19 protein-coding genes are annotated in these 20,985 nt (G+C 61.2%); 13 read left to right on the top strand and 6 right to left on the bottom strand.

From position 1 onward, the window contains the following. Positions 1–3: 3 nt before the first annotated feature. Both FTO60_RS03330 and FTO60_RS03325 read left to right on the top strand, forming a co-directional pair. Positions 4–393 (top strand): metallopeptidase family protein, encoded by a 390-nt coding sequence (locus FTO60_RS03330; RefSeq protein WP_148054641.1) that lies wholly within the window; start codon positions 4–6, stop codon positions 391–393. 78 nt (positions 394–471) lie between these two features. Beyond that, positions 472–1,419 carry a 1-phosphofructokinase family hexose kinase gene (locus tag FTO60_RS03325; protein ID WP_148054640.1) on the top strand — a complete coding sequence of 316 codons (948 nt, stop codon included), beginning with the start codon at positions 472–474 and terminating at the stop codon, positions 1,417–1,419. On the opposite strand, the gene FTO60_RS03320 is transcribed toward FTO60_RS03325, so the two are convergent. Both FTO60_RS03320 and FTO60_RS03315 read right to left on the bottom strand, forming a co-directional pair. Beyond that, positions 1,416–1,850 (bottom strand): DUF1801 domain-containing protein, encoded by a 435-nt coding sequence (locus FTO60_RS03320; RefSeq protein WP_148054639.1) that lies wholly within the window; start codon positions 1,848–1,850, stop codon positions 1,416–1,418. The genes FTO60_RS03325 and FTO60_RS03320 overlap by 4 nt on opposite strands. A gap of 143 nt (positions 1,851–1,993) precedes the next feature. Beyond that, positions 1,994–3,652 (bottom strand): NAD+ synthase, encoded by a 1,659-nt coding sequence (locus tag FTO60_RS03315; RefSeq protein WP_148054638.1) that lies wholly within the window; start codon positions 3,650–3,652, stop codon positions 1,994–1,996. A 146-nt stretch (positions 3,653–3,798) separates the two neighbouring features. Between FTO60_RS03315 and FTO60_RS03310 the strand changes: the two genes are divergently transcribed. Beyond that, a complete protein-coding gene (locus tag FTO60_RS03310) occupies positions 3,799–5,235 on the top strand; it encodes an MORN repeat-containing protein (RefSeq protein ID WP_148054637.1) in 1,437 nt (478 codons plus the stop codon). Positions 5,236–5,377: 142 nt separating this feature from the next. Here the strand turns inward: FTO60_RS03310 and FTO60_RS03305 are convergent, their stop codons facing one another. Together FTO60_RS03305 and FTO60_RS03300 are read right to left on the bottom strand one after the other, a co-directional pair. Continuing rightward, positions 5,378–6,904: a cryptochrome/photolyase family protein gene (locus tag FTO60_RS03305; RefSeq protein ID WP_148054636.1), complete on the bottom strand. Its 1,527-nt coding sequence runs from the start codon at positions 6,902–6,904 to the stop codon at positions 5,378–5,380. Then, a complete protein-coding gene (locus tag FTO60_RS03300) occupies positions 6,898–7,563 on the bottom strand; it encodes an SDR family NAD(P)-dependent oxidoreductase (protein ID WP_148054635.1) in 666 nt (221 codons plus the stop codon). The genes FTO60_RS03305 and FTO60_RS03300 overlap by 7 nt, the downstream gene beginning before the upstream one ends. Before the next feature lie 323 nt (positions 7,564–7,886). Here FTO60_RS03300 and FTO60_RS03295 point away from each other — a divergent pair, with 323 nt between their 5' ends. The 7 genes from FTO60_RS03295 to FTO60_RS03265 all read left to right on the top strand — a co-directional run bounded on the left by FTO60_RS03295 (position 7,887) and on the right by FTO60_RS03265 (position 16,157). Further along, complete coding sequence (locus FTO60_RS03295) at positions 7,887–9,455, top strand: 2-isopropylmalate synthase (RefSeq protein WP_148054634.1); 1,569 nt, start codon at positions 7,887–7,889, stop codon at positions 9,453–9,455. A gap of 163 nt (positions 9,456–9,618) precedes the next feature. Next, positions 9,619–10,656 carry a rod shape-determining protein gene (locus FTO60_RS03290; RefSeq protein ID WP_148054633.1) on the top strand — a complete coding sequence of 346 codons (1,038 nt, stop codon included), beginning with the start codon at positions 9,619–9,621 and terminating at the stop codon, positions 10,654–10,656. 26 nt (positions 10,657–10,682) lie between these two features. After that, positions 10,683–11,612, top strand: coding sequence for a rod shape-determining protein MreC (gene mreC / locus FTO60_RS03285; protein WP_148054632.1), 930 nt, complete (start codon positions 10,683–10,685; stop codon positions 11,610–11,612). Continuing rightward, on the top strand, positions 11,605–12,144 hold the full coding sequence (locus tag FTO60_RS03280; protein ID WP_148054631.1) for a rod shape-determining protein MreD: 540 nt from the start codon (positions 11,605–11,607) through the stop codon (positions 12,142–12,144). The genes mreC and FTO60_RS03280 overlap by 8 nt, the downstream gene beginning before the upstream one ends. Continuing rightward, the gene (mrdA, locus tag FTO60_RS03275) at positions 12,141–14,078 is read left to right on the top strand and encodes a penicillin-binding protein 2 (protein ID WP_148054630.1); all 1,938 of its coding nucleotides are present in this window, start codon (positions 12,141–12,143) and stop codon (positions 14,076–14,078) included. The genes FTO60_RS03280 and mrdA overlap by 4 nt, the downstream gene beginning before the upstream one ends. Before the next feature lie 3 nt (positions 14,079–14,081). Then, positions 14,082–15,221 (top strand): rod shape-determining protein RodA, encoded by a 1,140-nt coding sequence (rodA, locus tag FTO60_RS03270; RefSeq protein WP_148054629.1) that lies wholly within the window; start codon positions 14,082–14,084, stop codon positions 15,219–15,221. Between the two features lie 3 nt (positions 15,222–15,224). After that, positions 15,225–16,157, top strand: coding sequence for a glyoxylate/hydroxypyruvate reductase A (locus tag FTO60_RS03265; RefSeq protein WP_148054628.1), 933 nt, complete (start codon positions 15,225–15,227; stop codon positions 16,155–16,157). Positions 16,158–16,247: 90 nt separating this feature from the next. On the opposite strand, the gene FTO60_RS03260 is transcribed toward FTO60_RS03265, so the two are convergent. Beyond that, entirely contained in the window at positions 16,248–17,036 is a 789-nt protein-coding gene (locus FTO60_RS03260) for an SseB family protein (RefSeq protein ID WP_148054627.1), read from the bottom strand. Next, the gene (locus tag FTO60_RS03255) at positions 17,033–17,614 is read right to left on the bottom strand and encodes a uracil-DNA glycosylase family protein (protein WP_148054626.1); all 582 of its coding nucleotides are present in this window, start codon (positions 17,612–17,614) and stop codon (positions 17,033–17,035) included. Before FTO60_RS03255 ends, FTO60_RS03260 begins: the two co-directional genes overlap by 4 nt. A 216-nt stretch (positions 17,615–17,830) precedes the next feature. Here FTO60_RS03255 and FTO60_RS03250 point away from each other — a divergent pair, with 216 nt between their 5' ends. The 3 genes from FTO60_RS03250 to kdsA are packed head-to-tail and all read left to right on the top strand — an operon-like array spanning position 17,831 to position 20,968. Beyond that, a complete protein-coding gene (locus tag FTO60_RS03250) occupies positions 17,831–18,490 on the top strand; it encodes an ABC transporter ATP-binding protein (RefSeq protein WP_148054625.1) in 660 nt (219 codons plus the stop codon). Next, positions 18,468–20,138: a capsule biosynthesis protein gene (locus FTO60_RS03245; RefSeq protein WP_148054624.1), complete on the top strand. Its 1,671-nt coding sequence runs from the start codon at positions 18,468–18,470 to the stop codon at positions 20,136–20,138. The genes FTO60_RS03250 and FTO60_RS03245 overlap by 23 nt, the downstream gene beginning before the upstream one ends. Then, positions 20,135–20,968, top strand: a complete 834-nt coding sequence (gene kdsA / locus FTO60_RS03240) for a 3-deoxy-8-phosphooctulonate synthase (protein ID WP_148054623.1) — start codon at positions 20,135–20,137, stop codon at positions 20,966–20,968. Before FTO60_RS03245 ends, kdsA begins: the two co-directional genes overlap by 4 nt. Positions 20,969–20,985 lie beyond the last annotated feature (17 nt).

Raw genomic sequence — 20,985 nt, 5'->3', positions numbered from 1 at the left:
GGCATGAGCAAAGCATTCCCCAGCCCCGAAGACCTGTTCGCGATCGCCGCGCAGACGGTCGAAAGTTTCCCCGATGTCTTTCGCACCCCCGCGCAGGCTGTCGTGATCCGGGTCGAGGATTTCATTCCCCCCGACATGCTTGACGACAACGAGGACGAATGGGACATCACCGGCCTTTACACAGGCGTGCCGATGACCCTCAAACGCCCCGATGATATCCCGCAGGGCCCCGATACGGTCTGGCTATTCCGAATGCCGATCCTTGATGAACTATCGGACCGCGCGGGTGAAACCCTCGAAGCGCTCGTCGCCCATGTGACTGTGCACGAATTTGCGCATCATTTCGGCTGGTCTGATGCCGATATCGCGCGGATTGATCCGTGGTGGGAATAGCCGCGCGCTGATAGCGCTATCATTTCTGCTTGCAACGGCCCAACCCGTTTGGCACCCTTGCTGGCGAAAGGTGCCGTGATGCATGATATTCTGACAGTGACATTGAACCCTGCGCTTGATCTTGCAACCTCGGTCTCCGAGGTGCACGCCAACGTCAAATTGCGCTGTTCGCCCCCCGTCACGGACCCGGGCGGTGGCGGGTTGAACGTTGCGCGCGCCATCCATCAACTGGGCGGGCAGGCACGGTGCTTTGTGGCGCTGGGGGGTGATACGGGGCAGGCCTTGCTACACCTGTTGAATGACGCCGGACTTACGCCGGTCGTCTATACCGCGCCCAGTGAAACCCGCCAAAGCCTTGCGGTGACAGACCTGCACAGCATGGACCAATACCGGTTCATGTTGCCCGGTCCCAATTGGGAAGCCGCCGATATCGATGCCGCCCGCACCGCCATTCGCCAAGCAGCCCGCGATGACAGCATCCTTGTGCTGTCGGGCAGCGGACCAAACGGTGCGGCACCTGATCTTTATGCGCGCATCTGTCAGGACTTTGTCGACACGGACGTGCGTGTGATCCTTGATACCTCGGGGCCGATCCTGTCGCACCTTGCCGCCGGACAGGCCCGGCCACCGCTGGTGTTGCGCATGGACCAGCACGAAGCCGAAGGGCTGGCCCGCCGCCCGCTGGCCTCGCGCCGGGACAGCGCCGCCTTTGCCGCCAGCCTTGTCCGGCGCGGTGCGGGACAAATGGTGATCGTCGCACGCGGGGCGGACGGATCGGTTCTGTCTGACGGCACGCAACACCTGCATGTGGTCGCGCCCAAGGTTGAAACCCGCAGCAAGGTCGGCGCGGGAGACAGTTTCGTCGGCGGGTTCACGATGGCTTTGGCGCGCGACGCAGACATCGCAACGGCCCTGCAACACGGCTCAGCCGCCGCCAGTGCCGCCGTCATGACCGAAGGCACGCAGCTTTGTCACAAGGACGACTACCTACGCCTGCTTGATGACTGCGTGGTCAGCGCGCTTTAGGTCGCCGTGACAGTCCAGCGGGTCGCCAGATCGTCCAGCCCCGCGCGCACCAACTCTTCAAGCACCGCCATATCAACATCGGCCAGCTTGTTGATGTAAAGGCAGGATTTGCCGATCCTGTGCTTGCCCAACCGCGCCAGATGATCGCTGAAATCGCTGTATCCGGGCAGGATATAGACGCTCAGGCTGGCCTTACGGGGGCTAAATCCGGTGCCCAGCATATCCCCCGCGCGCCCGCTATCGTAGGTGTAGTGATACTGCCCGTATCCGATGATCGTCGGTCCCCACATGCGCGGCTGCCAACCGGTCACACGCTTGAACATATCGTTCAGCGCCACCGCATCGGCACGGCGCACTGGATGGTCGATCGCCGCGATGAAATCATCGACGTTTGTATCGCTCACTTGGGTCTTGTTCTGTGTTTTGGCCATGACGCCCCCACTGTGCTGCGGGCATATTAGCACATATCGGCGAAACCACCTCGTTTTGAGCGATCTCGGTCGATCGCGCGGGTCCGCTGCGAGGTCAGATCGGCCATAGGCCCGCCGGAGTGCATTAGCTGCGCTGCTCGCCCCTACCCCTCGTCGCGCCAGCGGTTGACGATCGGATAGCGGCGATCCAGCCAGAACGCGCGCTTGGACAGGCGGGGGCCGGGAGCGGACTGAAAGCGCTTGTATTCACTGATATAAAGCAGGTGTTCGACTCGCTTGACCGTGTCACGATCATAGCCTTCGGCGACGCAATCGGACACCGATGCTTCCTCGTCCACCAGCAGCGTCAGAATACCGTCCAACACGTCATAGGGCGGCAGGCTGTCCGCATCCTTTTGATCGGCGCGCAATTCTGCCGAAGGGGGCTTGTCGATGATACTTTCGGGGATCATTTCCCCCGCAGGTGCCTTCATCCAAGGGCGGTGATGGACGTTGCGCCAGCGGCAGGCATCAAACACCCGCGTTTTATACATGTCCTTGATCGGGTTATAGCCGCCCGCCATATCGCCATAGATCGTCGCATACCCCACGGCCACCTCGGATTTATTGCCCGTAGTCAGCAGCATTTCGCCGAACTTGTTGGACTGCGCCATGAGCAGCAGACCCCTGATGCGGCTTTGGATGTTTTCTTCGGTCAGACCTTCCTCAAGCCCGGCAAACAGCGGCGCGAGGGTCTCGGTTACGGCAGCACGGGTCGGACCGATTGGCACCGTGTCGTATGAGCAGCCCAGCGCATCCGCGACCTTTGCCGCGTCATCCAGCGAGGATTGCGAGGTATATTCAGAGGGCAGCATCACACAGCGCACATTGTCCGGCCCCAATGCATCAGCGGCAATCGTGGCGACAATCGCGCTGTCGATCCCGCCCGACAGCCCCAGCAGCACCTTTTTGAACCCCGTCTTGCGCATGTAATCGCGCAGACCCTCGACCATGACACGATAATCCTGCTCCAGATCGTCGGGGAAAATCGCCACGTCACCCTCAATAGCGCGCCAACCCTCTGCATCCCGCACGAAATCCACATGCACGACGGCCTCGTCAAATAACGGCAGCTTCACGGCCAGCTTGCCGCCACGGTTCAGCACGAACGACCCTCCGTCAAACACCTGATCATCCTGCCCGCCGACAAGGTTCAGATAAACCAGCGGGACGTCATTTTCGATCACGCGGCCTACCATGTTGGACAGGCGAATATCGTATTTGTTGCGGAAATAGGGCGATCCGTTGGGCACGAGCAACATTTCCGCCCCGCTTTCCACCATCGCTTCGCAGACATCTTCATACCAGGCATCTTCGCAGATCGGCGTGCCGATGCGCAGCGCGCCCGCGTCCCAGGGGCCCTGCATGTCGCCACGCGAAAACAGGCGCACTTCGTCAAAGACGTTGAAATTGGGCAGGTAATATTTGCGGGTCGTGGCATGAACCTCGCCACCCTTCAGGATGAAATAGGCGTTGTGCAGCTTGGGCAGTTCCGACAATGGCCCGCCAATCGCGATCATCGGACCATCGGCGCAATCACGCGCCAGGTCCGCGACCGCATCCATCGCCGCCAGCGTAAAGGCCGGTTTCAACACCAGATCCTGCGCCTGATAACCGGTGATGAACATCTCGGGCAGCATGACCATATCCGCCCCCGCCGCCCGTGCCTGTTCCCAGGCATCGCGGGCCTTGGCAGCGTTGCCCTTCAGGTCACCCACGGTGGGGTTCAACTGGGCCAGCGACAGGCGAAATCGGTCGGTCATTGCAGCAATCCTTGGTTCTTGACCCTCCATTTAGCAGAACAACCGGCAAGGGGAAGCCGATTGCAGCGATACGTGACCCTTTCCACCGTTGCACGGCCCTGCCCCGTCCATTAGCTTGGCCAAAGAATATCAAGGACCGCACAGATATGAATCGCCACCTGCCCCTGATCGCCGCGCTGTTGTTCGCCGCCCCTGCCTTTGCGCAGGACGTCACCGTCAAGCAATACGACGATGGTGGCGTCTACGAGGGTGGCTTTCTGAACGGCCTGCAACACGGGATGGGCAGCTACCGCTTGCCCAACGGCTATGAATATACCGGCGAATGGTTCGAAGGCGAAATTCGCGGACAAGGCACCGCACGATATCCCAACGGCGCGGTCTATGAAGGGCAATTCGCCCTAGGCAAGCCCGAAGGCTTCGGGACCATCGTCTTTGCCGATGGCGGCACCTACGAAGGCGACTGGACCGATGGCAAAATGACCGGCCGCGGCATCGTGCGCTACGCCAACGGCACGATCTACGAAGGCGAATTGCGCAATGCCATGCACCACGGCCAGGGCACCATGCGCAGCCCGTCCGGTTACATCTACGAAGGGTCGTGGGTGAATGGCGTCAAACAGGGCGAGGGCACGATCACATACCCCGATGGCGCGGTCTATCATGGCACGCTGGTTGACGGCGAACGCGAAGGCGAAGGCACGCTGACGATGGCCGATGGCCTTGTCTATTCCGGCACATGGGCGGCGGGGGCCATTCAGGGTCAGGGCCGCGTCGTGCGCCCCAACGGCGATATCTACGAAGGCGATCTGGTCGCGGGTCTGAAACAGGGCACGGGCACGCTGACATTCGCCAATGGCGATGTCTATCAAGGCGCGTTTGCCGATGACCGGCGCCACGGGCAGGGCACGTTTCGCGGCGCGGATGGCTATACCTATATCGGCGCCTGGGTCGGCGGCGACATGGAAGGGATCGGTGTCGTGACCTATCCTGACGGTTCCAGCTATGACGGCGAATTTCGCGCTGGCCTGCCGGATGGCAAAGGCACCCATACCTATGCGGACGGCTCAAGCTATCAAGGCGACTGGCGCGGCGGCGTGATCGAAGGCAGCGGCACGTTCACCTATGCCACGGGCCTTGTCTACGAAGGCGAATTTCTGGCCGGCGCCTACCACGGCGAGGGCACGATGACCTACGCCGACGGCTATACCTATGCCGGTACCTGGGTTCAGGGGCAGCGCAACGGCATCGGCACCGCGACCTATGCGGATGGCACCGTTTACGAGGGCGAATTCCTTGATGGACAGCGCCACGGGCGCGGCAAAATGACGATGGTCGGCGGCTTTACCTATGAAGGCCAATGGCAAACCGGCGAAATCAGCGGCATCGGGGTAGCGACCTATGCCACGGGCGACGTCTACGAGGGCATGTTCCGCGCAGGCCGCCGTCAGGGCGATGGCACGATGCGCTATGCCTCGGGTGAAACGGCAACAGGAGCGTGGCAAGACGGCGCGCTCGTCACCCAAGGCGAGGCCAGCCCGGCAACCGACGGTGTGGTTATCGAGGACGAACCGACCAGCGAATAACCCCGTAGGGCGGGATTTATCCCGCCATCCCCAACCGTATTCCGCCACCCTGTAGGGCGGGATTCATACTACCACACGCCATACCGGACCCATACGCTTTCCATACGGGTTCCATACGCTTTCCACACGGGCCTTTTCCCCGTCAAACCGCCTCGCCCGCGTCCAATCGCGCAAGAAACGCACCGGCATCCGCCAGCACCGTTTCACGCTTGTCTTCCGCCATCCGGTCCCAGGTGCGATACATATTCGCCATGCGCGGATTGTTCGCGAACCGCCCGCGATGCCGGTCCAGAAAATGCCAATACAACAGGTTGAACGGGCAGGCATCCGGCCCTGTCTTGTCCTTGACCTGATAGGCGCAATCCTTACAGTAATCTGACATCTTGTTGATGTAATTTCCGCTGGAAATATAAGGCTTTGACGCGACAACCCCGCCATCGGCATACTGACTCATGCCGATTGTGTTGGGGGCCTCGACCCATTCAAAAGCATCCGCATAAACAGCCAGATACCAGCCATGCACCTGCGCCGGATCAACCCCCGCCAGCAGGGCAAAGTTGCCCGTGACCATCAGGCGCTGGATGTGATGGGCATAGGCTTCCTCGCGGGTCTGCCCTACGGCCTGGGCCATGCAGCGCATCCGCGTCGCGCCACCCCAATAAAGCCCCGGCAAATCTCGCTTATGTTTCAATAGGTTACGCGAAGTATATTCCGGCCCCTCAAGGAAATAGATACCGCGCACATACTCGCGCCAGCCGATGATCTGACGAATGAACCCTTCGGCGGCATTGATCGGCACATCCCCGCTTTTCCACGCATCTTCAACGGCTTGGCAAACCTCCATCGGCTCAAGCAGGCCGATGTTCAGGTATAGCCCGACAATCGCGTGATACAGGAACCTCTCGCCACTCATCATCGCGTCCTGATAGTCACCAAACCTGGGCAACCCATGCCGGACCCAATGGGCCAGATGCTGGCGCGCCTGCCCCTGATCGGTAGCGAACCAGAAATCATCCAAACTGCCGAAATTATCCGCAAAGCGCGCGCCGACAAGCGCCAGAACGCCGGTCACGGTTTCATCGGGCGTGAACCGCATCGGGCCTTTGTAATCAATGCCTTGCGGTGGGGGCTTGCGGTTTTCCTGATCGAAATTCCACTGCCCGCCCGCGGGCTGATCACCCTCCATCAGCAGACCGGTCTTGCGGCGCATATCGCGGTAAAACCACTCCATGCGCAGTTGTTTGCGCCCCTTCGCCCAAGCGGCAAATTCTGCCTGCGTTGCGACAAAGCGGTCATCGGGCAATTGGCGCAGGGTCAGCGGCACCGCATCCAGTTCGGCAATCACGCGCCATTCGCCCGGCTGCGTCGCGATCGCCTCATCGGCACCAAATTCTTCGGCACGGCGCAGCAATTCACCGGCAATCGTGCCACTGCTTTGCGCATCATCCAGACGGGTATAGGCCACCGTCCAGCCCTGCCCTTCAAGACGGGCGGCAAACTTGCGCATCGCTGCAAAAATCAACGCGATCTTCTTGGGATGATGGGGGATATAGCCCGCCTCGCCCATGACTTCGGCCATCACGACAATATCGCGCGCAGGGTCCGCCTGACGCAGCGCCGCAATCGCCTCGCTCAACTGATCCCCAAGGACCAGAACCAGCCTCACCACGGCACCGCCTTCCCCGCATAATCAAGGAATCTGCCCGTATCCTGCGGAGTCAATCCCGCCATGACATCCACCAGATTGCGCGCCGCCACAGCGGGCGCAACAGTGCTGTGCCGCCCCGCATAATCAGCGGTAAAGGGTGTCGCCACGGTGCCCGGATGCAGGGCCACACAGACCGCCTTTTTGTGAGACCGCGCCAATTCAATCGCCGCGCCATGCACAATCTGGTTCAAGGCGGCTTTGGAGGCGCGATAGGAATGCCAGCCGCCAATCTGGTTATCCCCGATTGACCCGACACGTGCCGACAATACCCCCACCACCGACGCGCGATCCTTGGGCAATAGGCGCGGCACCTGCGCCAGAACCAACGCCGGACCAATGGCATTCAGGGCCATCACCTGCGCCATTGCCCCGGCATCAACCGCAGCGAGCGACTTTTCAGGCGCGCTGCCCTTCGGGGCCAATACCCCCACTGCGATGAACACGACATCAAACGGCCCCGCAAGCGCGCCCAGCACCCGCGCGACAGACCGCGGGTCGGTCACATCCAACCCGTCCACGCTGCGCGACAGGCCCGTCACGGCCACACCGCGCGCCGACAGTTCCTGCGCCACCGCGGCACCGATCCCGCCCGAGGCACCAATAATCAAAGCATTTTCCATGTTGCCCCACCTAGACCTGCCGCGCGGCAGGTCCAGCTTCTTTTGTTCAAAAATACTCCGGGGGAATTGGCCAAGGGCCAAGGGGGCAGCGCCCCAAAACAAATAATCATGTGCAGTTTTTCAAAACTGCCCCTTTTCAAACCAAGCGTCCGTTGTATAGTTCGCCCCATGGATACGCGCCCAAATACCCCTTTGACTGCCCCCCGTGGGTTGTCCCTGCGCGCGCTACTTCTCCTTAGCTGCCTCTGAGCGTGCCTGTCGGCGCGACCGCTCAGAGGTGTTTCGCGCCATGACATTCAGCTAAGGATCAAAGGACCAATCAAATGACAAACGACAAGAACCGCGTGTTGATTTTCGACACAACCCTGCGCGATGGCGAACAATCCCCCGGCGCAACCATGACCCACGCCGAAAAGCTGGAAATCGCCGAAATGCTTGACGATATGGGCGTCGATATCATCGAAGCCGGCTTTCCCATCGCCAGCGAGGGTGATTTCAAAGCCGTCAGTGAGATCGCCGAGCGTGCCGCATCCGCCACGATCTGTGGCCTGTCGCGCGCCAATTTCAACGATATCGACCGCTGCTGGGAGGCCGTGAAACACGCCAAATCCCCGCGCATCCACACCTTTATCGGCACCTCGCCGCTGCACCGCGCCATCCCGAACCTGACGATGGATGAAATGGCTGACCGCATCCACGACTGCGTCACCCATGCGCGCAATCTGTGCGACAACGTGCAATGGTCGTCGATGGATGCCACGCGCACCGAATGGGACTTCCTGAAACGCACTGTCGATATCGCCATCAGGGCGGGTGCGAGCACGATCAATATCCCCGACACCGTCGGGTATACCGAACCCGTCGAATCCGCCGATCTTATCGCGCGGCTGATCGCCGAGGTCGACAACGCAGATACGGTGGTTTTCTCGACCCATTGTCACAACGATCTGGGCATGGCCACGGCCAACAGTCTTGCCGCCGTCAATGGTGGCGCGCGCCAGATTGAATGCACGATCAATGGCCTGGGCGAACGCGCGGGCAACACCGCTTTGGAAGAAGTCGTCATGGCCCTCAAGGTGCGCCACGATATCATGCCCTATGACACGGGCGTGGACACCCGCAAGATCATGAATATCTCGCGCCGCGTCGCCACGGTCAGCGGCTTTCCTGTGCAGTTCAACAAGGCCATCGTCGGCAAGAACGCCTTTGCCCACGAAAGCGGCATCCATCAGGACGGGATGCTGAAAAACCGTGAAACATTCGAGGTGATGAAACCCGAAGATGTGGGCCTGTCGGGCACGACCTTGCCGCTGGGCAAACACTCCGGTCGCGCGGCGTTGCGTGACAAACTGGCCAAGCTGGGCTTTGAAATGGGCGATAACGAGCTCAAGGATATCTTTGTGCGCTTCAAGGATCTGGCCGATCGCAAGAAAGAAGTGTTCGATGACGACCTGATCGCGCTGATCCGCCAGAACAACAGCGATGATGATCGCCTGAGGCTCAAAGACCTGACCGTGGTTTGTGGCATGAATGGCCCGCAAAAGGCCGATATGGTGCTCGAGATCGATGGCGAGGATCACAAAACATCCGCAACCGGCGACGGTCCGGTTGATGCCACGTTCAATGCCGTCAAGGCGCTGTTTCCCCATGATGCGCGTTTGCAGCTTTATCAGGTCCATGCCGTGACCGAGGGCACTGACGCCCAGGCCACCGTGTCGGTGCGCATGGAAGAAGACGGGCGCATCGCGACCGGCCAGTCTGCGGATACCGATACCGTTGTGGCCAGTGCGATGGCCTATATCAACGCACTGAACCGCCTGCTGGTGCGGCGCGAAAAATCTGCACCGGGATCCGATATCAAGGAAATCCGCTATACGGACGCGGGCGAATAATCATGGTCGTGGCGGACCTTATCGGTCGGCCACGACGATCCGGCAAGAACACGCCAATGTGTCTGCCAATGCCCCTTCCCTCCCCTCGATAGCCCGCCTATAAGGCCCGCAGCCTGCCTCCACAGGGGAGTCGCGGGTAAGGGAATATTGGGAACACACTTCTATGTTTGGTTTGGGCAGCTTGTTTTCGTCAGATATGGCGATTGACCTCGGGACCGCGAATACGCTGGTTTATGTGCGTGGCAAGGGCATCGTGTTGTCCGAACCCTCCGTGGTTGCCTATCATTTGAAAGACGGCGTCAAGAAAGTGCTGGCCGTGGGCGAAGACGCCAAGCTGATGCTGGGCCGCACGCCCGGGTCCATTCAGGCGATCCGCCCGATGCGCGAAGGTGTGATTGCCGATTTTGATACCGCCGAAGAAATGATCAAACATTTCATCCGCAAGGTTCACAAGCGCACCACCTTTTCCAAACCCAAGATCATCGTATGCGTGCCCCACGGCGCCACACCTGTGGAAAAACGCGCCATTCGCCAGTCGGTTCTGTCCGCAGGTGCCCGCCGCGCCGGCCTGATTGCCGAACCGATTGCGGCCGCGATCGGCGCGGGCATGCCCATCACCGACCCGACCGGCAACATGGTTGTCGATATTGGCGGCGGCACGACCGAAGTTGCCGTGCTGTCGCTGGGTGACATTGTTTATGCCCGTTCGGTGCGCGTCGGTGGTGACCGCATGGACGAGGCGATTATCAGCTATCTGCGCCGCCAGCATAACCTGCTGATCGGTGAATCCACTGCCGAACGCATCAAGACCTCGATTGGCACGGCGCGGATGCCCGACGATGGCCGCGGGGCCTCGATGCAGATCCGTGGTCGCGACCTTTTGAACGGCGTGCCCAAGGAAACCGAGATTTCCCAGGCCCAGGTCGCCGAGGCCTTGGCCGAACCTGTGCAGCAAATCTGCGAGGCGGTAATGACCGCGCTTGAGGCGACCCCGCCCGACTTGGCGGCTGATATTGTCGACCGTGGCGTCATGCTGACGGGTGGCGGTGCGCTGCTGGGCGAGCTTGATCTGGCGCTGCGCGAACAGACCGGCCTTGCGATTTCGGTCGCTGACGAGTCGCTCAATTGCGTGGCGCTGGGCACCGGCAAGGCACTGGAGTATGAAAAACAGCTCCGCCATGTCATAGATTACGACAGTTAATCTAATACGAGGGGGGTAAGCCACCCTTGGCACGCGACCGGCACAACAACGAAGACTACATCAACCCGCTGCGCAGGCTTCTGGTCGGCGTGCTGGTGCTGTTCATGTTCGCCGTCTTTTTGATCTGGCGGATCGACAGCCCGCGCGTGGAACGGTTCCGCGCGGCCGTTATCGACCGCGTCGTGCCATCGTTTGATTGGGCCATGGCACCGGTGACCGGCACCGTGAACCTGATCGCCGACTTTCAAAGTTATCGACGGATTGCCGAGCAAAACCGCGACCTGCGCCGTGAACTGCAGCAAATGCGCGCATGGCGCGAGGCGGCCCTGCAACTGGAACAGGAAAACGCCAAGCTGCGAGACCTGAACAACGTGCGCCTTGACCCGCAGATCACGCATGTCACCGGCGTCGTGCTGGCCGACAGCGGCTCGCCGTTTCGCCAATCGGTATTGCTGAACGTGGGTGCGCGCGATGGCATTCTGGATGGCTGGCCGACAATGGACGGGATCGGCCTTGTGGGGCGAATCAGCGGCGTGGGCGAAACCACCAGCCGCGTGATCCTGCTGACGGACACCTCGAGCCGGATTCCGGTGACGATCCAGCCTTCGGGTCAGCGCGCGGTGCTGGCGGGCGACAATACCATCAATCCGCCGATCGAATTTCTTGAGGTTCCGGACGCCGTGCGCCCGGGTGATCGCGTCATTAGTTCAGGCGATGGCGGGTTATTTCCTGCCGATTTGCTGGTCGGGCGTGTGGCGCTTGGTAATGATCGCCGCCTGCGCGTGCGTTTGTCGGCGGACTACGAACGCCTTGAATTCCTGCGTGTGCTGCGCAGCCAACAAGCCGAGCGGATCAGCGACACGGGCGCGCTGATCGCCCCTGTCGAACCGCCCGTCCTGCCAGCCGCCGAACCTCCCATCGAAGTCGATCCCGAAGAAGAGGCCACCGATGGCTGACTCTCCGACCACGCAAATCTGGATGGGGCGCGCGATTTTCGTAGCGCTGTGCATCGTGATCATCTTCGTGCAGCTTTTGCCGCTTCAGACCATGCCACGCGGCATCGGCTTTCCTGATGCCATGCTCGGTCTGGTCCTGACCTGGGCGGCGCGGCGCCCTGACTATGTGCCCGCCCTTTTGATTGCCGCTGTCTTCCTGTTGGCCGATTTGCTGTTTCAGCGCCCGCCGGGACTTTGGACCGCGCTTGTGCTGATCCTGACCGAAATGCTGCGCGCGCGGGCTACCGGTCTGCGCTCCATGCCGTTTCCGGTCGAATGGGCCACTGTAGCGGCGGGGATCGTCGGAATCACTGTCACCTATTACGCCATCCTTGCCGTCCTGCTGGTCCCCCAAGCGCCGTTTAGTTTGACATTGACGCAGACAGTGCTGACAATCCTGTCCTATCCGGTCGTAGTCGGTCTGTCGCATGCCGTGTTCGGGGTCAGCCGCCCCGCCGCCGGGGCGGTAGATTCACGGGGGCACCGCATATGAGACGCACACCAAAAGATACCTCCGAAAGTGCCCGCAAGATCAGCCGCAGGGCGCTTGTGTTGGGTGCTGCGCAGCTTGGTGTGGTTGGTGCGCTTGGTTTGCGGATGCGGTCCATGCAGATCGAACAGGCCGACCAGTATCGCCTGCTGGCGGATGAAAACCGGATCAACATTCACCTATTGGCGCCCCCCCGCGGTTTGATTTTTGATATCAATGGCATACCGCTGGCTGCGAACGATCAGAACTACCGTATCGTGATGGTGCGCGAAGATGCCGGTGATGTCGAAGATGTGCTGGCCCGCCTGTCGCGCCTTGTGCCACTGCCGCCCGAAGCCATTGAGAACGCGCTCGAGGAACTCGCCCGGTCGGCCTTTGTGCCCGTCACCATTGCCGATCGTCTGTCATGGGAAGACATCACCCGAGTCACCGTGAACGCCCCTGCCCTCCCCGGTGTGATCGCCGAGGTCGGGTTGTCGCGCGGCTATCCGATGCGATCGGACATGGCGCATGTGGTCGGCTATGTCGGTCCCGTCAGTGACTACGACCTGAGCCGAACCGACGATAATGACCCACTGTTGCGGATTCCGCGCTTTCAGATTGGCAAGACCGGCGTTGAAAACAAGATGGAGTCCGCATTGCGCGGGTCCGCTGGTAGCCGCCGTATCGAAGTGAACGCGGTCGGGCGCGTCATGCGCGAACTCGACCGTCAAGAGGGTATACCGGGTGCCAACCTGCAACTGACTGTCGATGCACGTTTGCAAAACTACATCCAGGTTCGGATGCAGGGCGAAAGCGCCGCCGCGGTGGTGATTGACGTGGAAAACGGCGATCTGCGGGCGATTGGCTCGGCGCCGTCGTTTGATCCAAACCTGTTCGTGCGCGGGATCTCGGGGGCCGACTGGCGCGCGCTGAACGAAGACAAATACCTGCCCCTGTCGGCCAAGGCGGTGCAGGGTGCCTACCCGCCCGGGTCGACATTCAAGATGGTCACGGCAATGGCCGCACTGGAAAACGGCGATATTGACCCCGAAGAAACCATCTTTTGTCGCGGCTACATCGACGTGTCGGGCACGCGCTTTCACTGCTGGAAACGCGCAGGGCACGGCAATATGAACCTGCATGATGGCCTGGCCCAAAGCTGCGATGTCTTTTACTACGAGATCGCCCAGCGCGTCGGGATCGACAAAATGGCGGAAATGGCCCGTAAATTCGGGATCGGCGTCCGCCACGATGTACCGCTTTCGGCCATTTCAGGCGGCTTGGCACCAGACAAGGCCTGGAAGGCCGGATTGCACGGCGAAGAGTGGCGCATCGGGGATACGGTGAACGCGGCAATCGGACAGGGTTATGTGCTTGCATCGCCGCTGCAACTGGCTGTCATGACCGCGCGGATTGCGACGGGACGTTCTGTCACGCCGCGCCTTGTGCACGCGATTGACGGGGTTGAACAGCCCTCGGGCGCGGGTGAACCGCTGGACTTGAACGAGAACTTTTTGCGCCGCATTCGCCAGGCCATGTATTCGGTATCCAACAACAATCGCGGCACCGCTTTCGGGTCACGTATCGTCGAAGACGCCTTTCGTATGGCGGGCAAGACCGGCACCAGCCAGGTGCGCCGCATCACCACCGAAGAACGCGCGGCGGGCGTGATCAGTAACGCCGACCTGCCTTGGGAGCGGCGCGATCACGCCTTATACGTCAGTTTCGCACCCTTCGAGAATCCAAAATATGCGGTCGCGGTGGTCGTGGAACATGGTGGCGGCGGATCGACGGCCGCAGCACCGGTCGCCCGCGATATTCTGCTTCAGGCGCTTTATGATGGCACCCCGCCGCTCACTGCCTATCCCGCCAGCGCGCGCGATCGGATCGCCGAACAACAGCGCACGCTTGAACTACGCGACATCGTCCCCCCACCCTCAACTGATCGGGCGTGACGCATGAGTTATCTCGAGTATCAGGCCAAATTTGTGCCCAGCGGCTTTCGCAAGCTGCTGCACCTGAACTGGCCCATCATCGTCTTGCTGACGGCAGTCGCCTCGGCCGGGTTTCTGATGCTCTATTCTGTTGCGGGCGGATCGATTGACCCCTGGGTGCGCCCGCAGATGATCCGCTTTGGTCTTGGCATCGCGGTTATGCTGGGGATTGCGATGGTGCCGATCTGGTTTTGGCGCAATATGGCGGTGATGGCCTTTATCTTGTCGATTATCCTATTGATATTGGTTGAATTTATCGGAATCACGCGCGGCGGCGCGCAACGCTGGCTCGACGTCGGATTTATGGTTCTGCAACCCTCCGAGTTGATGAAAATTGCCCTCGTGATGATCTTGGCCGCCTATTATGACTGGCTCCCGATTGAAAAGACATCGCGCCTGTTCTGGGTGATTGTGCCGGTCGTCTTGACCCTCATTCCGGTCTTTCTGGTGGTGCGTCAGCCCGACCTTGGCACCGCGCTCTTGTTGATGATGGGCGGCGGGACGATGATGTTTCTGGCCGGCGTTCACTGGGCCTATTTCGCGGGGGTAATCGCCGCAGGGATCGGTGCGATTGTGGGGGTGTTCAAGTCGCAAGGCACATCGTGGCAAATCCTTGAGAACTACCAGTATGACCGGATCGAGACCTTTCTTGATCCAACCGCAAACCCCTTGGCCGAAGGCTATAATATCACGCAGGCAAAAATTGCGCTTGGCTCGGGCGGCTGGACGGGACGGGGTTTCATGCAGGGCACGCAATCACGGCTCAACTTCATACCTGAAAAGGAAACCGATTTTATCTTTACGACACTGGCCGAGGAATTTGGCTTTGTCGGGGCCTTCGCATTGTTGGTCCTTTATACGTTGATCACTCTATTTGCCGTCAGTTCGGCCATGCAGAACAAGGACCGTTTTGCCAGCCTTGTGACGCTGGGCGTTGCGATGACGTTCTTTCTTTATTTCGCGGTGAACATGGCGATGGTCATGGGTCTCGTGCCAGTCGTGGGTGTGCCGCTGCCGCTGGTCAGCTACGGCGGCTCGGCGATGCTGGTGCTGCTGGCAGGCTTTGGGCTGGTCCAAAGCGCACATGTGCACAGGCCCCGCTAAGACATGGCGCGCAACATTCTTTTCTCGGCCCCTGATCACCTGTGGGACGATTACAAAGACGCTCTGACGCAGGCGTTTGAACAGGCGGGGCTGCGCGCCGACCTGTCGCGCGACCATGACCCCGCAGTTGTCGATTACATCATCTATGCCCCCAATGCGGCGCTGACCGATTTCACGCCCTTCACCCGTTGCAAAGCCGTTCTCAGCCTTTGGGCGGGCGTTGAAACCATCGTCACCAACGACACGCTGAGCCAACCGCTTGCGCGCCTTGTTGATCCGGGACTGACGCAGGGCATGGTCGAATGGGTCGTCGGGCACACCCTGCGCCATCACCTCGGGATGGATACCCATATCCACGGCCAGGACGGCATCTGGCGTGATCACGTGCCGCCTCTGGCCAGAGACCGGCCCGTGACGATCCTTGGCCTCGGGGCATTGGGAGCGGCCTGCGGACAGGCGCTCGCCAATTTGGGGTTTCCGGTCACCGGCTGGTCACGCGGGGTCAAAACCGTCGAGGGGATCACCTGTCTGCATGGCAGCGCCGGCCTGAATCAGGCGCTCACGGATGCCGAAATCCTGATCCTGCTGTTGCCACTGACCCCGCTTACCCACGATCTGATCAACGCCGAACGGATCGCCCACCTGGCCAATGGGGGCTTTGTGATCAACCCGGGACGCGGAGCGCTGATCGACGACGGGGCACTGCGCGCAGCCCTTGACAGCGGTCGCATTGCCCACGCCACGCTTGACGTCTTTCGCCACGAGCCCCTGCCCGCCGACCATCCCTTCTGGGCCCACCCCAAAGTCACGGTCACGCCGCATATTGCATCGCAAACGCGGCCCTCAAGTGCTGCAAACGTCATCGCACAAAACATCGCGCGCTGCGAAAACGGCCAGCCAATGAAGAACCTCGTCAACCGGAAACGCGGCTACTAAGGCCTTCTTCTGTTTGGAAATACTCTGGGGGAATTGGCCGCAGGCCAAGGGGGCAAGGCCCCGACAAAACAGGGCGCGCGGCGCAGCCGCTCATTTTAACTTCGGGGGGCGGGACGGGTCCATGCCGGGGTTCGCGCCCGGGGTAGCGGGGGTTTCGGGCACAGGCAGATCAAAGCGCAAGCCAACCCGGGCAAGACGCGCGGCCATCGCATCCGTTGATGCGACAAACCCCACATCAAGCGCACCCGCCGCGATCCCCGAAAAGGTCAGCGCCTCGCTCACCGCAGTGGCCAGCGCGCCTTGGGCGGGTTCAATCGCATCGACAAAGGCCAGAAAATGCCCCTGTGCCCCGCCGTCATAGGTCGCCCCGACCAGATAGGCCGACCGCGCCAGCCCGGCGGCACTGGCCAGTTTGCGATCAAGGGCTGTGATAAACTCCTCGGGCAGTCCGGTGGGGGCACGCACCTCAACGATCCGCGCCTCGCCCTGATCAGGACCGTTCCCAAGGGTTTGCGCCAGCCAGTCCACGGCCTCTGCCGGGATCAGAATGGACGAGGGCGCGACGTCGGGGTTCAGCGCCATGCCAATCTCCTGCCCCGCCAGCATCGCCACCAAAGCGCGCCCCGACATGGCCGCATAGGGGGCAACCTTGCCGACAAATTCCGCCAACCGCTCGGCGCGATCAAACACCAGCACAAATGTCTGGTCCTCGACCGGAAACAGCGCAGGTTTGATCGTTTCGCCCACAGGTTCAGCGTCAAGCAGGATCAACAGTTCGCCATCGGCAAGGCGCTCGTAAAACCGCAACCGTGCGGCATCATCACCTGATTGCTCCATCAGCGCATGGGCCTGATCTATCTGGGTCGCTGTTTCGCTCATGCCAATACCTCTTGCACCCGCGCGCGTAGGGCGGGCAGCACCTTTGCTTCGAACCACGGATTGCGGCGCAGCCAAGCGGTATTGCGCCACGACGGATGTGGCAAGGGAAACACGCGCGGCGCGTGGTCACGCCATGCGCGCACCCGGTCATCGACCCGCCCCGCGCCCAGGTGCCAGCGCATCGCATGCCCGCCCACCAGCACCGTCAGCGGCATATCGCCCAGCGCCGCCATCACCTGCCCGCGCCACGTCTGCGCACAGATCGCGGGCGGCGGCAGGTCAGCCCCCCGCGCGTTGTATCCGGGGAAACAAAACGCCATCGGCACGATGGCCACGCGCGTGCGGTCGTAAAACTGCGGCCGCTCAAGCCCCAGCCAGTCGCGCAACCGCTCCCCCGATGCATCGTCAAAGGGGCGTCCGCTGTCGTGGACCCGCGCGCCCGGCGCTTGCCCCGCGATCAACAGGCGCGCACCGGCACGAAACCACGGCACGGGGCGCGGGCTGTGGGCGGTGGCGGTGGCCGCAAAACGGTCCGCACAGATCCGGCAGCCGGCGATGGTTGTGGCAAGGTCACCCATGCCCTGTCCTAGCGCGCAAACGCGCCTTGGGGGAACAGAAACCACGCAAAATCGCCGCAGATGCCACAAATCCCCGCACAAACGGGCGCGGTTTTCCAATTTTCATTGTATTTAGCGCCGTTGATCCGACATAAAGGCGGTAAATAGCACCCGCTCATCTGGTGTTAACAGCCATCGGCCATTTTAAGGACGGGGCGCACGAGGCCAAAACGAGTAATGCTCGAGTTTGAGAACGTCAGTAAGTCCTTTTGGACAGGAAAGCAGCGCAAGGTGATCCTTGATCGCGCCTCTTTTCGCGTGGAGGTCGGAAATTCGCTTGGCATTCTTGCCCCAAACGGCACCGGTAAAACCACGCTGATCAACATGATGGCCGGCCTTGAAAAACCGGACGAAGGCGTAATTCGCCGCACCTCGCGCATCTCGTTTCCGCTGGGGTTCATGGGCGGGGTCGTGAACCGGCACACGGCGCGCGAAAACAGCCGCTATATCGCGCGCCTCTATGGCCTTGATCCCGACTATGTCGAGGCGTTTTGCCGTTGGCTTTCGGGGATCGACGAATACTTCGACATGCCTGTGGGCACCTATAGTCAGGGGATGCGCGCGCGTTTTACGTTTTCGCTGATGCTTGCCCTTGATTTTGATATATATCTGATCGACGAAGGGATGCCGCAGACCACGGATCAGGAATTCAATCGCAAGGCCGGCGAAGTCTTGCGCGAACGGCTGCAAACGACCACGGTCATCATCGTGTCGCACCAGCCAGAAACACTCGAACGATTTGCCCGCTCGGCGGCGGTGCTGCTGGGCGGCAAATTGCACATGTTCGACACCTTGGAAGAAGCGAAACAGCTCTATGACTACGAAACCCAGGGCTAGAAAGTTCCGTATCAAGCGGTCAGGTGGCCCCGCCACCGACGGCGGAGCTGCGCGTGACGATGCGCAACAGCCCGACGATCAGCCAACCGCGCGCAGCGGTCAGGTGGACAGCGCCGCGACTGTCGCCGCCGAAGGGGACATGGACGCGATCCGCAAGGAAGGGCTGACAGGGCGGCAGTTGCGCATGGCGCGCCGCGTGGCCCAGAAACAGGGGCTGGCCGTCACATCCGATTTCGACGCCGTGCGCCAGTTGCGCGCCCGAGGGGTCGATCCGTTCCAGCGCGCCAATATTCTTGAACTTGTCGTGCCTGATGACGGCACCGCACCCGGTGTCGGCCCCGGAATGGACCCCAGCGCCGCTGGTGGTGGTCAGGGCAATGGCGGGGGCCGGGGTGGTTTGCCCCAGGAAACCGGCGATGGTCAGGGCCGGGTGCAACTGCCCCAGACGATCCAGAAAAAGCAGATGCTACCCTCGACCGAGCGGGCCAACCCCGCCGAACAGCGCGCGGGCGAGATCATGAAAATCCAGCGCGACATCGCGCGCCGTCGCCGCAAGAGCCTCGTGATGCTGTTCTCGCGGCTGGGCATGTTCGTCTTCCTGCCGACCCTTGCGGCCGCATGGTATTTCTATGTCGTCGCCACGCCGATGTACGCAACCAAGGCCGAATTCGTGATCCAGCAGGCCGAACCACAGGGTGCGGCGGGTCTTGGCGGATTGTTTCAGGGCACCGGCATGGCCACGCAACAGGACAGCACGACTGTGCAATCCTATCTGACGTCGCGCGCCGCGATGGTGCGTCTGGATCAGGACCACGGATTCATCGAACACTTCAGCGATCCCAACATCGACGCCATTCAACGCCTGCCCGAAGGGGCCACGAACGAGGACGCCTACGGCCTTTATCAAAGCAACGTCAAAATCGGCTATGACCCGACCGAAGGTATCCTCAAGATGGAGGTCATCGCCGCCACTCCCGAGGCTAGTCAGACGTTTTCCGAAGCATTGATCGATTACGCGGAAGAGCAGGTCGATCAACTGACCCAGCGCCTGCGCGCGGATCAGATGGCGGGCGCTATGGCCAGCTACGAAGCCTCCGAAGCGCGCCGCGCCGAGGCTTTGGCCGAACTGGCGCGCATTCAGGGCGAAACGACCACGCTGGACCCGCTGGCCGCTGCCGCTGCGCTGCAACAGCGGATTACCACGCTGGAAATCGAACTGGACGCCAAATCGATCGAGCTTGCCTCGATGCTGGACAACCGCCGCCCGAACGAGGCGCGGGTGAACGCCCTGCGCGCCGAGGTGGACCGGCTGAACGAACAGATCGAAATCCTGCGTAGTCAGTTGACCGAAGCCTCGGGCGATACCGCGTCCCTCAGCAGTGTGACCGCCCGCCTGCGCGAGGCCGAGGAAAACTACAACTTCCAGACCGTGCTGGTGCAACAGGCCCTTGCGCAAATGGAAAGTGCGCGGATCGAAGCCAACCGCCAGGTCCGCTATCTGTCCCTGGGCGTTGAACCCATCGCTCCGGATGAGGCGACCTATCCCAAAGCGTTTGAAAACACGGTGTTGGCCTTCCTGATCTTTTCGGGCATTTACCTGATGATATCGCTTACTGCCTCAATCCTTCGCGAACAGGTCAGCTCATGAATGACGTTTCCATCGGTGCTTTGACGGTTTCCAACGACCGTCCCCTGACCCTGATCGCTGGCCCCTGCCAGTTGGAAAGCATTGAGCACGCCCTGATGATTGCCAGCCATATGGCAAAGGTATGCGCCAGGACCGGCGCGCAGTTCATCTTCAAGGGCAGTTTTGACAAGGCCAACCGCACCTCCCTGTCGGGCAAGCGCGGCCTTGGCATCGACGAAGGCTTGCGCGTGATGGAGCAGGTCAAGGCGGAACTGGGGTGCCCCGTGCTGACAGACATTCACAACGTCGATCAATGTGCGCCTGTGGCGCAGGTCTGCGATGTGATGCAAATCCCCGCGTTCCTGTGCCGTCAAACTGATTTGCTTTTGGCGGCAGGCGAAACCGGCGCGGTGATCAACGTCAAGAAGGGGCAGTTCCTTGCCCCTTGGGACATGCCCAACGTCGTGTCCAAGATCGAAAGCACCGGCAACACCCGCATCCTGCTGACCGAACGGGGCACTTCCTTTGGCTACAACACGCTTGTGGCCGATATGCGCAGCCTGCCACAGATGGCCGCCACGGGATACCCCGTGGTGATGGACGCAACCCATTCGGTGCAACAGCCCGGCGGCATGGGCGGCAGCTCTGGCGGACAGCGCGAATTTGCCCCCGTCATGGCCCGCGCGGCGGTCTCCTTGGGCATCGCATCGGTGTTCATCGAAACCCACGAAGCGCCCGATACGGCACCCTCTGATGGGCCTAACATGATCCCGCTTGATCAAATGGACGCGCTGATGTCCTCGCTGATGGCATTTGACAAACTGGCCAAGGAAGATCCGATCCGCCTCTAGGGGCTTGGCCTTGCCCG

Source organism: Octadecabacter sp. SW4 (assembly GCF_008065155.1).
Taxonomy (GTDB): domain Bacteria; phylum Pseudomonadota; class Alphaproteobacteria; order Rhodobacterales; family Rhodobacteraceae; genus SW4.
The sequence above is the reverse complement of the archived record's forward strand: the minus strand, read 5'-3'. Positions and strand labels throughout refer to the sequence as shown.

Coding starts and splice junctions, on each gene's coding strand:
- FTO60_RS03255 (WP_148054626.1), bottom strand. CDS start 17,614: ATGGGTGACCTTGCCACAACCATCGCCGGCTGCCGGATCTGTGCGGAC.
- FTO60_RS03330 (WP_148054641.1), top strand. CDS start 4: ATGAGCAAAGCATTCCCCAGCCCCGAAGACCTGTTCGCGATCGCCGCG.
- FTO60_RS03245 (WP_148054624.1), top strand. CDS start 18,468: ATGACTACGAAACCCAGGGCTAGAAAGTTCCGTATCAAGCGGTCAGGT.
- FTO60_RS03295 (WP_148054634.1), top strand. CDS start 7,887: ATGACAAACGACAAGAACCGCGTGTTGATTTTCGACACAACCCTGCGC.
- FTO60_RS03310 (WP_148054637.1), top strand. CDS start 3,799: ATGAATCGCCACCTGCCCCTGATCGCCGCGCTGTTGTTCGCCGCCCCT.
- FTO60_RS03320 (WP_148054639.1), bottom strand. CDS start 1,850: ATGGCCAAAACACAGAACAAGACCCAAGTGAGCGATACAAACGTCGAT.
- FTO60_RS03300 (WP_148054635.1), bottom strand. CDS start 7,563: ATGGAAAATGCTTTGATTATTGGTGCCTCGGGCGGGATCGGTGCCGCG.
- FTO60_RS03315 (WP_148054638.1), bottom strand. CDS start 3,652: ATGACCGACCGATTTCGCCTGTCGCTGGCCCAGTTGAACCCCACCGTG.
- FTO60_RS03250 (WP_148054625.1), top strand. CDS start 17,831: ATGCTCGAGTTTGAGAACGTCAGTAAGTCCTTTTGGACAGGAAAGCAG.
- FTO60_RS03290 (WP_148054633.1), top strand. CDS start 9,619: ATGTTTGGTTTGGGCAGCTTGTTTTCGTCAGATATGGCGATTGACCTC.
- FTO60_RS03260 (WP_148054627.1), bottom strand. CDS start 17,036: ATGAGCGAAACAGCGACCCAGATAGATCAGGCCCATGCGCTGATGGAG.
- mrdA (WP_148054630.1), top strand. CDS start 12,141: ATGAGACGCACACCAAAAGATACCTCCGAAAGTGCCCGCAAGATCAGC.
- rodA (WP_148054629.1), top strand. CDS start 14,082: ATGAGTTATCTCGAGTATCAGGCCAAATTTGTGCCCAGCGGCTTTCGC.
- FTO60_RS03280 (WP_148054631.1), top strand. CDS start 11,605: ATGGCTGACTCTCCGACCACGCAAATCTGGATGGGGCGCGCGATTTTC.
- FTO60_RS03265 (WP_148054628.1), top strand. CDS start 15,225: ATGGCGCGCAACATTCTTTTCTCGGCCCCTGATCACCTGTGGGACGAT.
- FTO60_RS03325 (WP_148054640.1), top strand. CDS start 472: ATGCATGATATTCTGACAGTGACATTGAACCCTGCGCTTGATCTTGCA.
- kdsA (WP_148054623.1), top strand. CDS start 20,135: ATGAATGACGTTTCCATCGGTGCTTTGACGGTTTCCAACGACCGTCCC.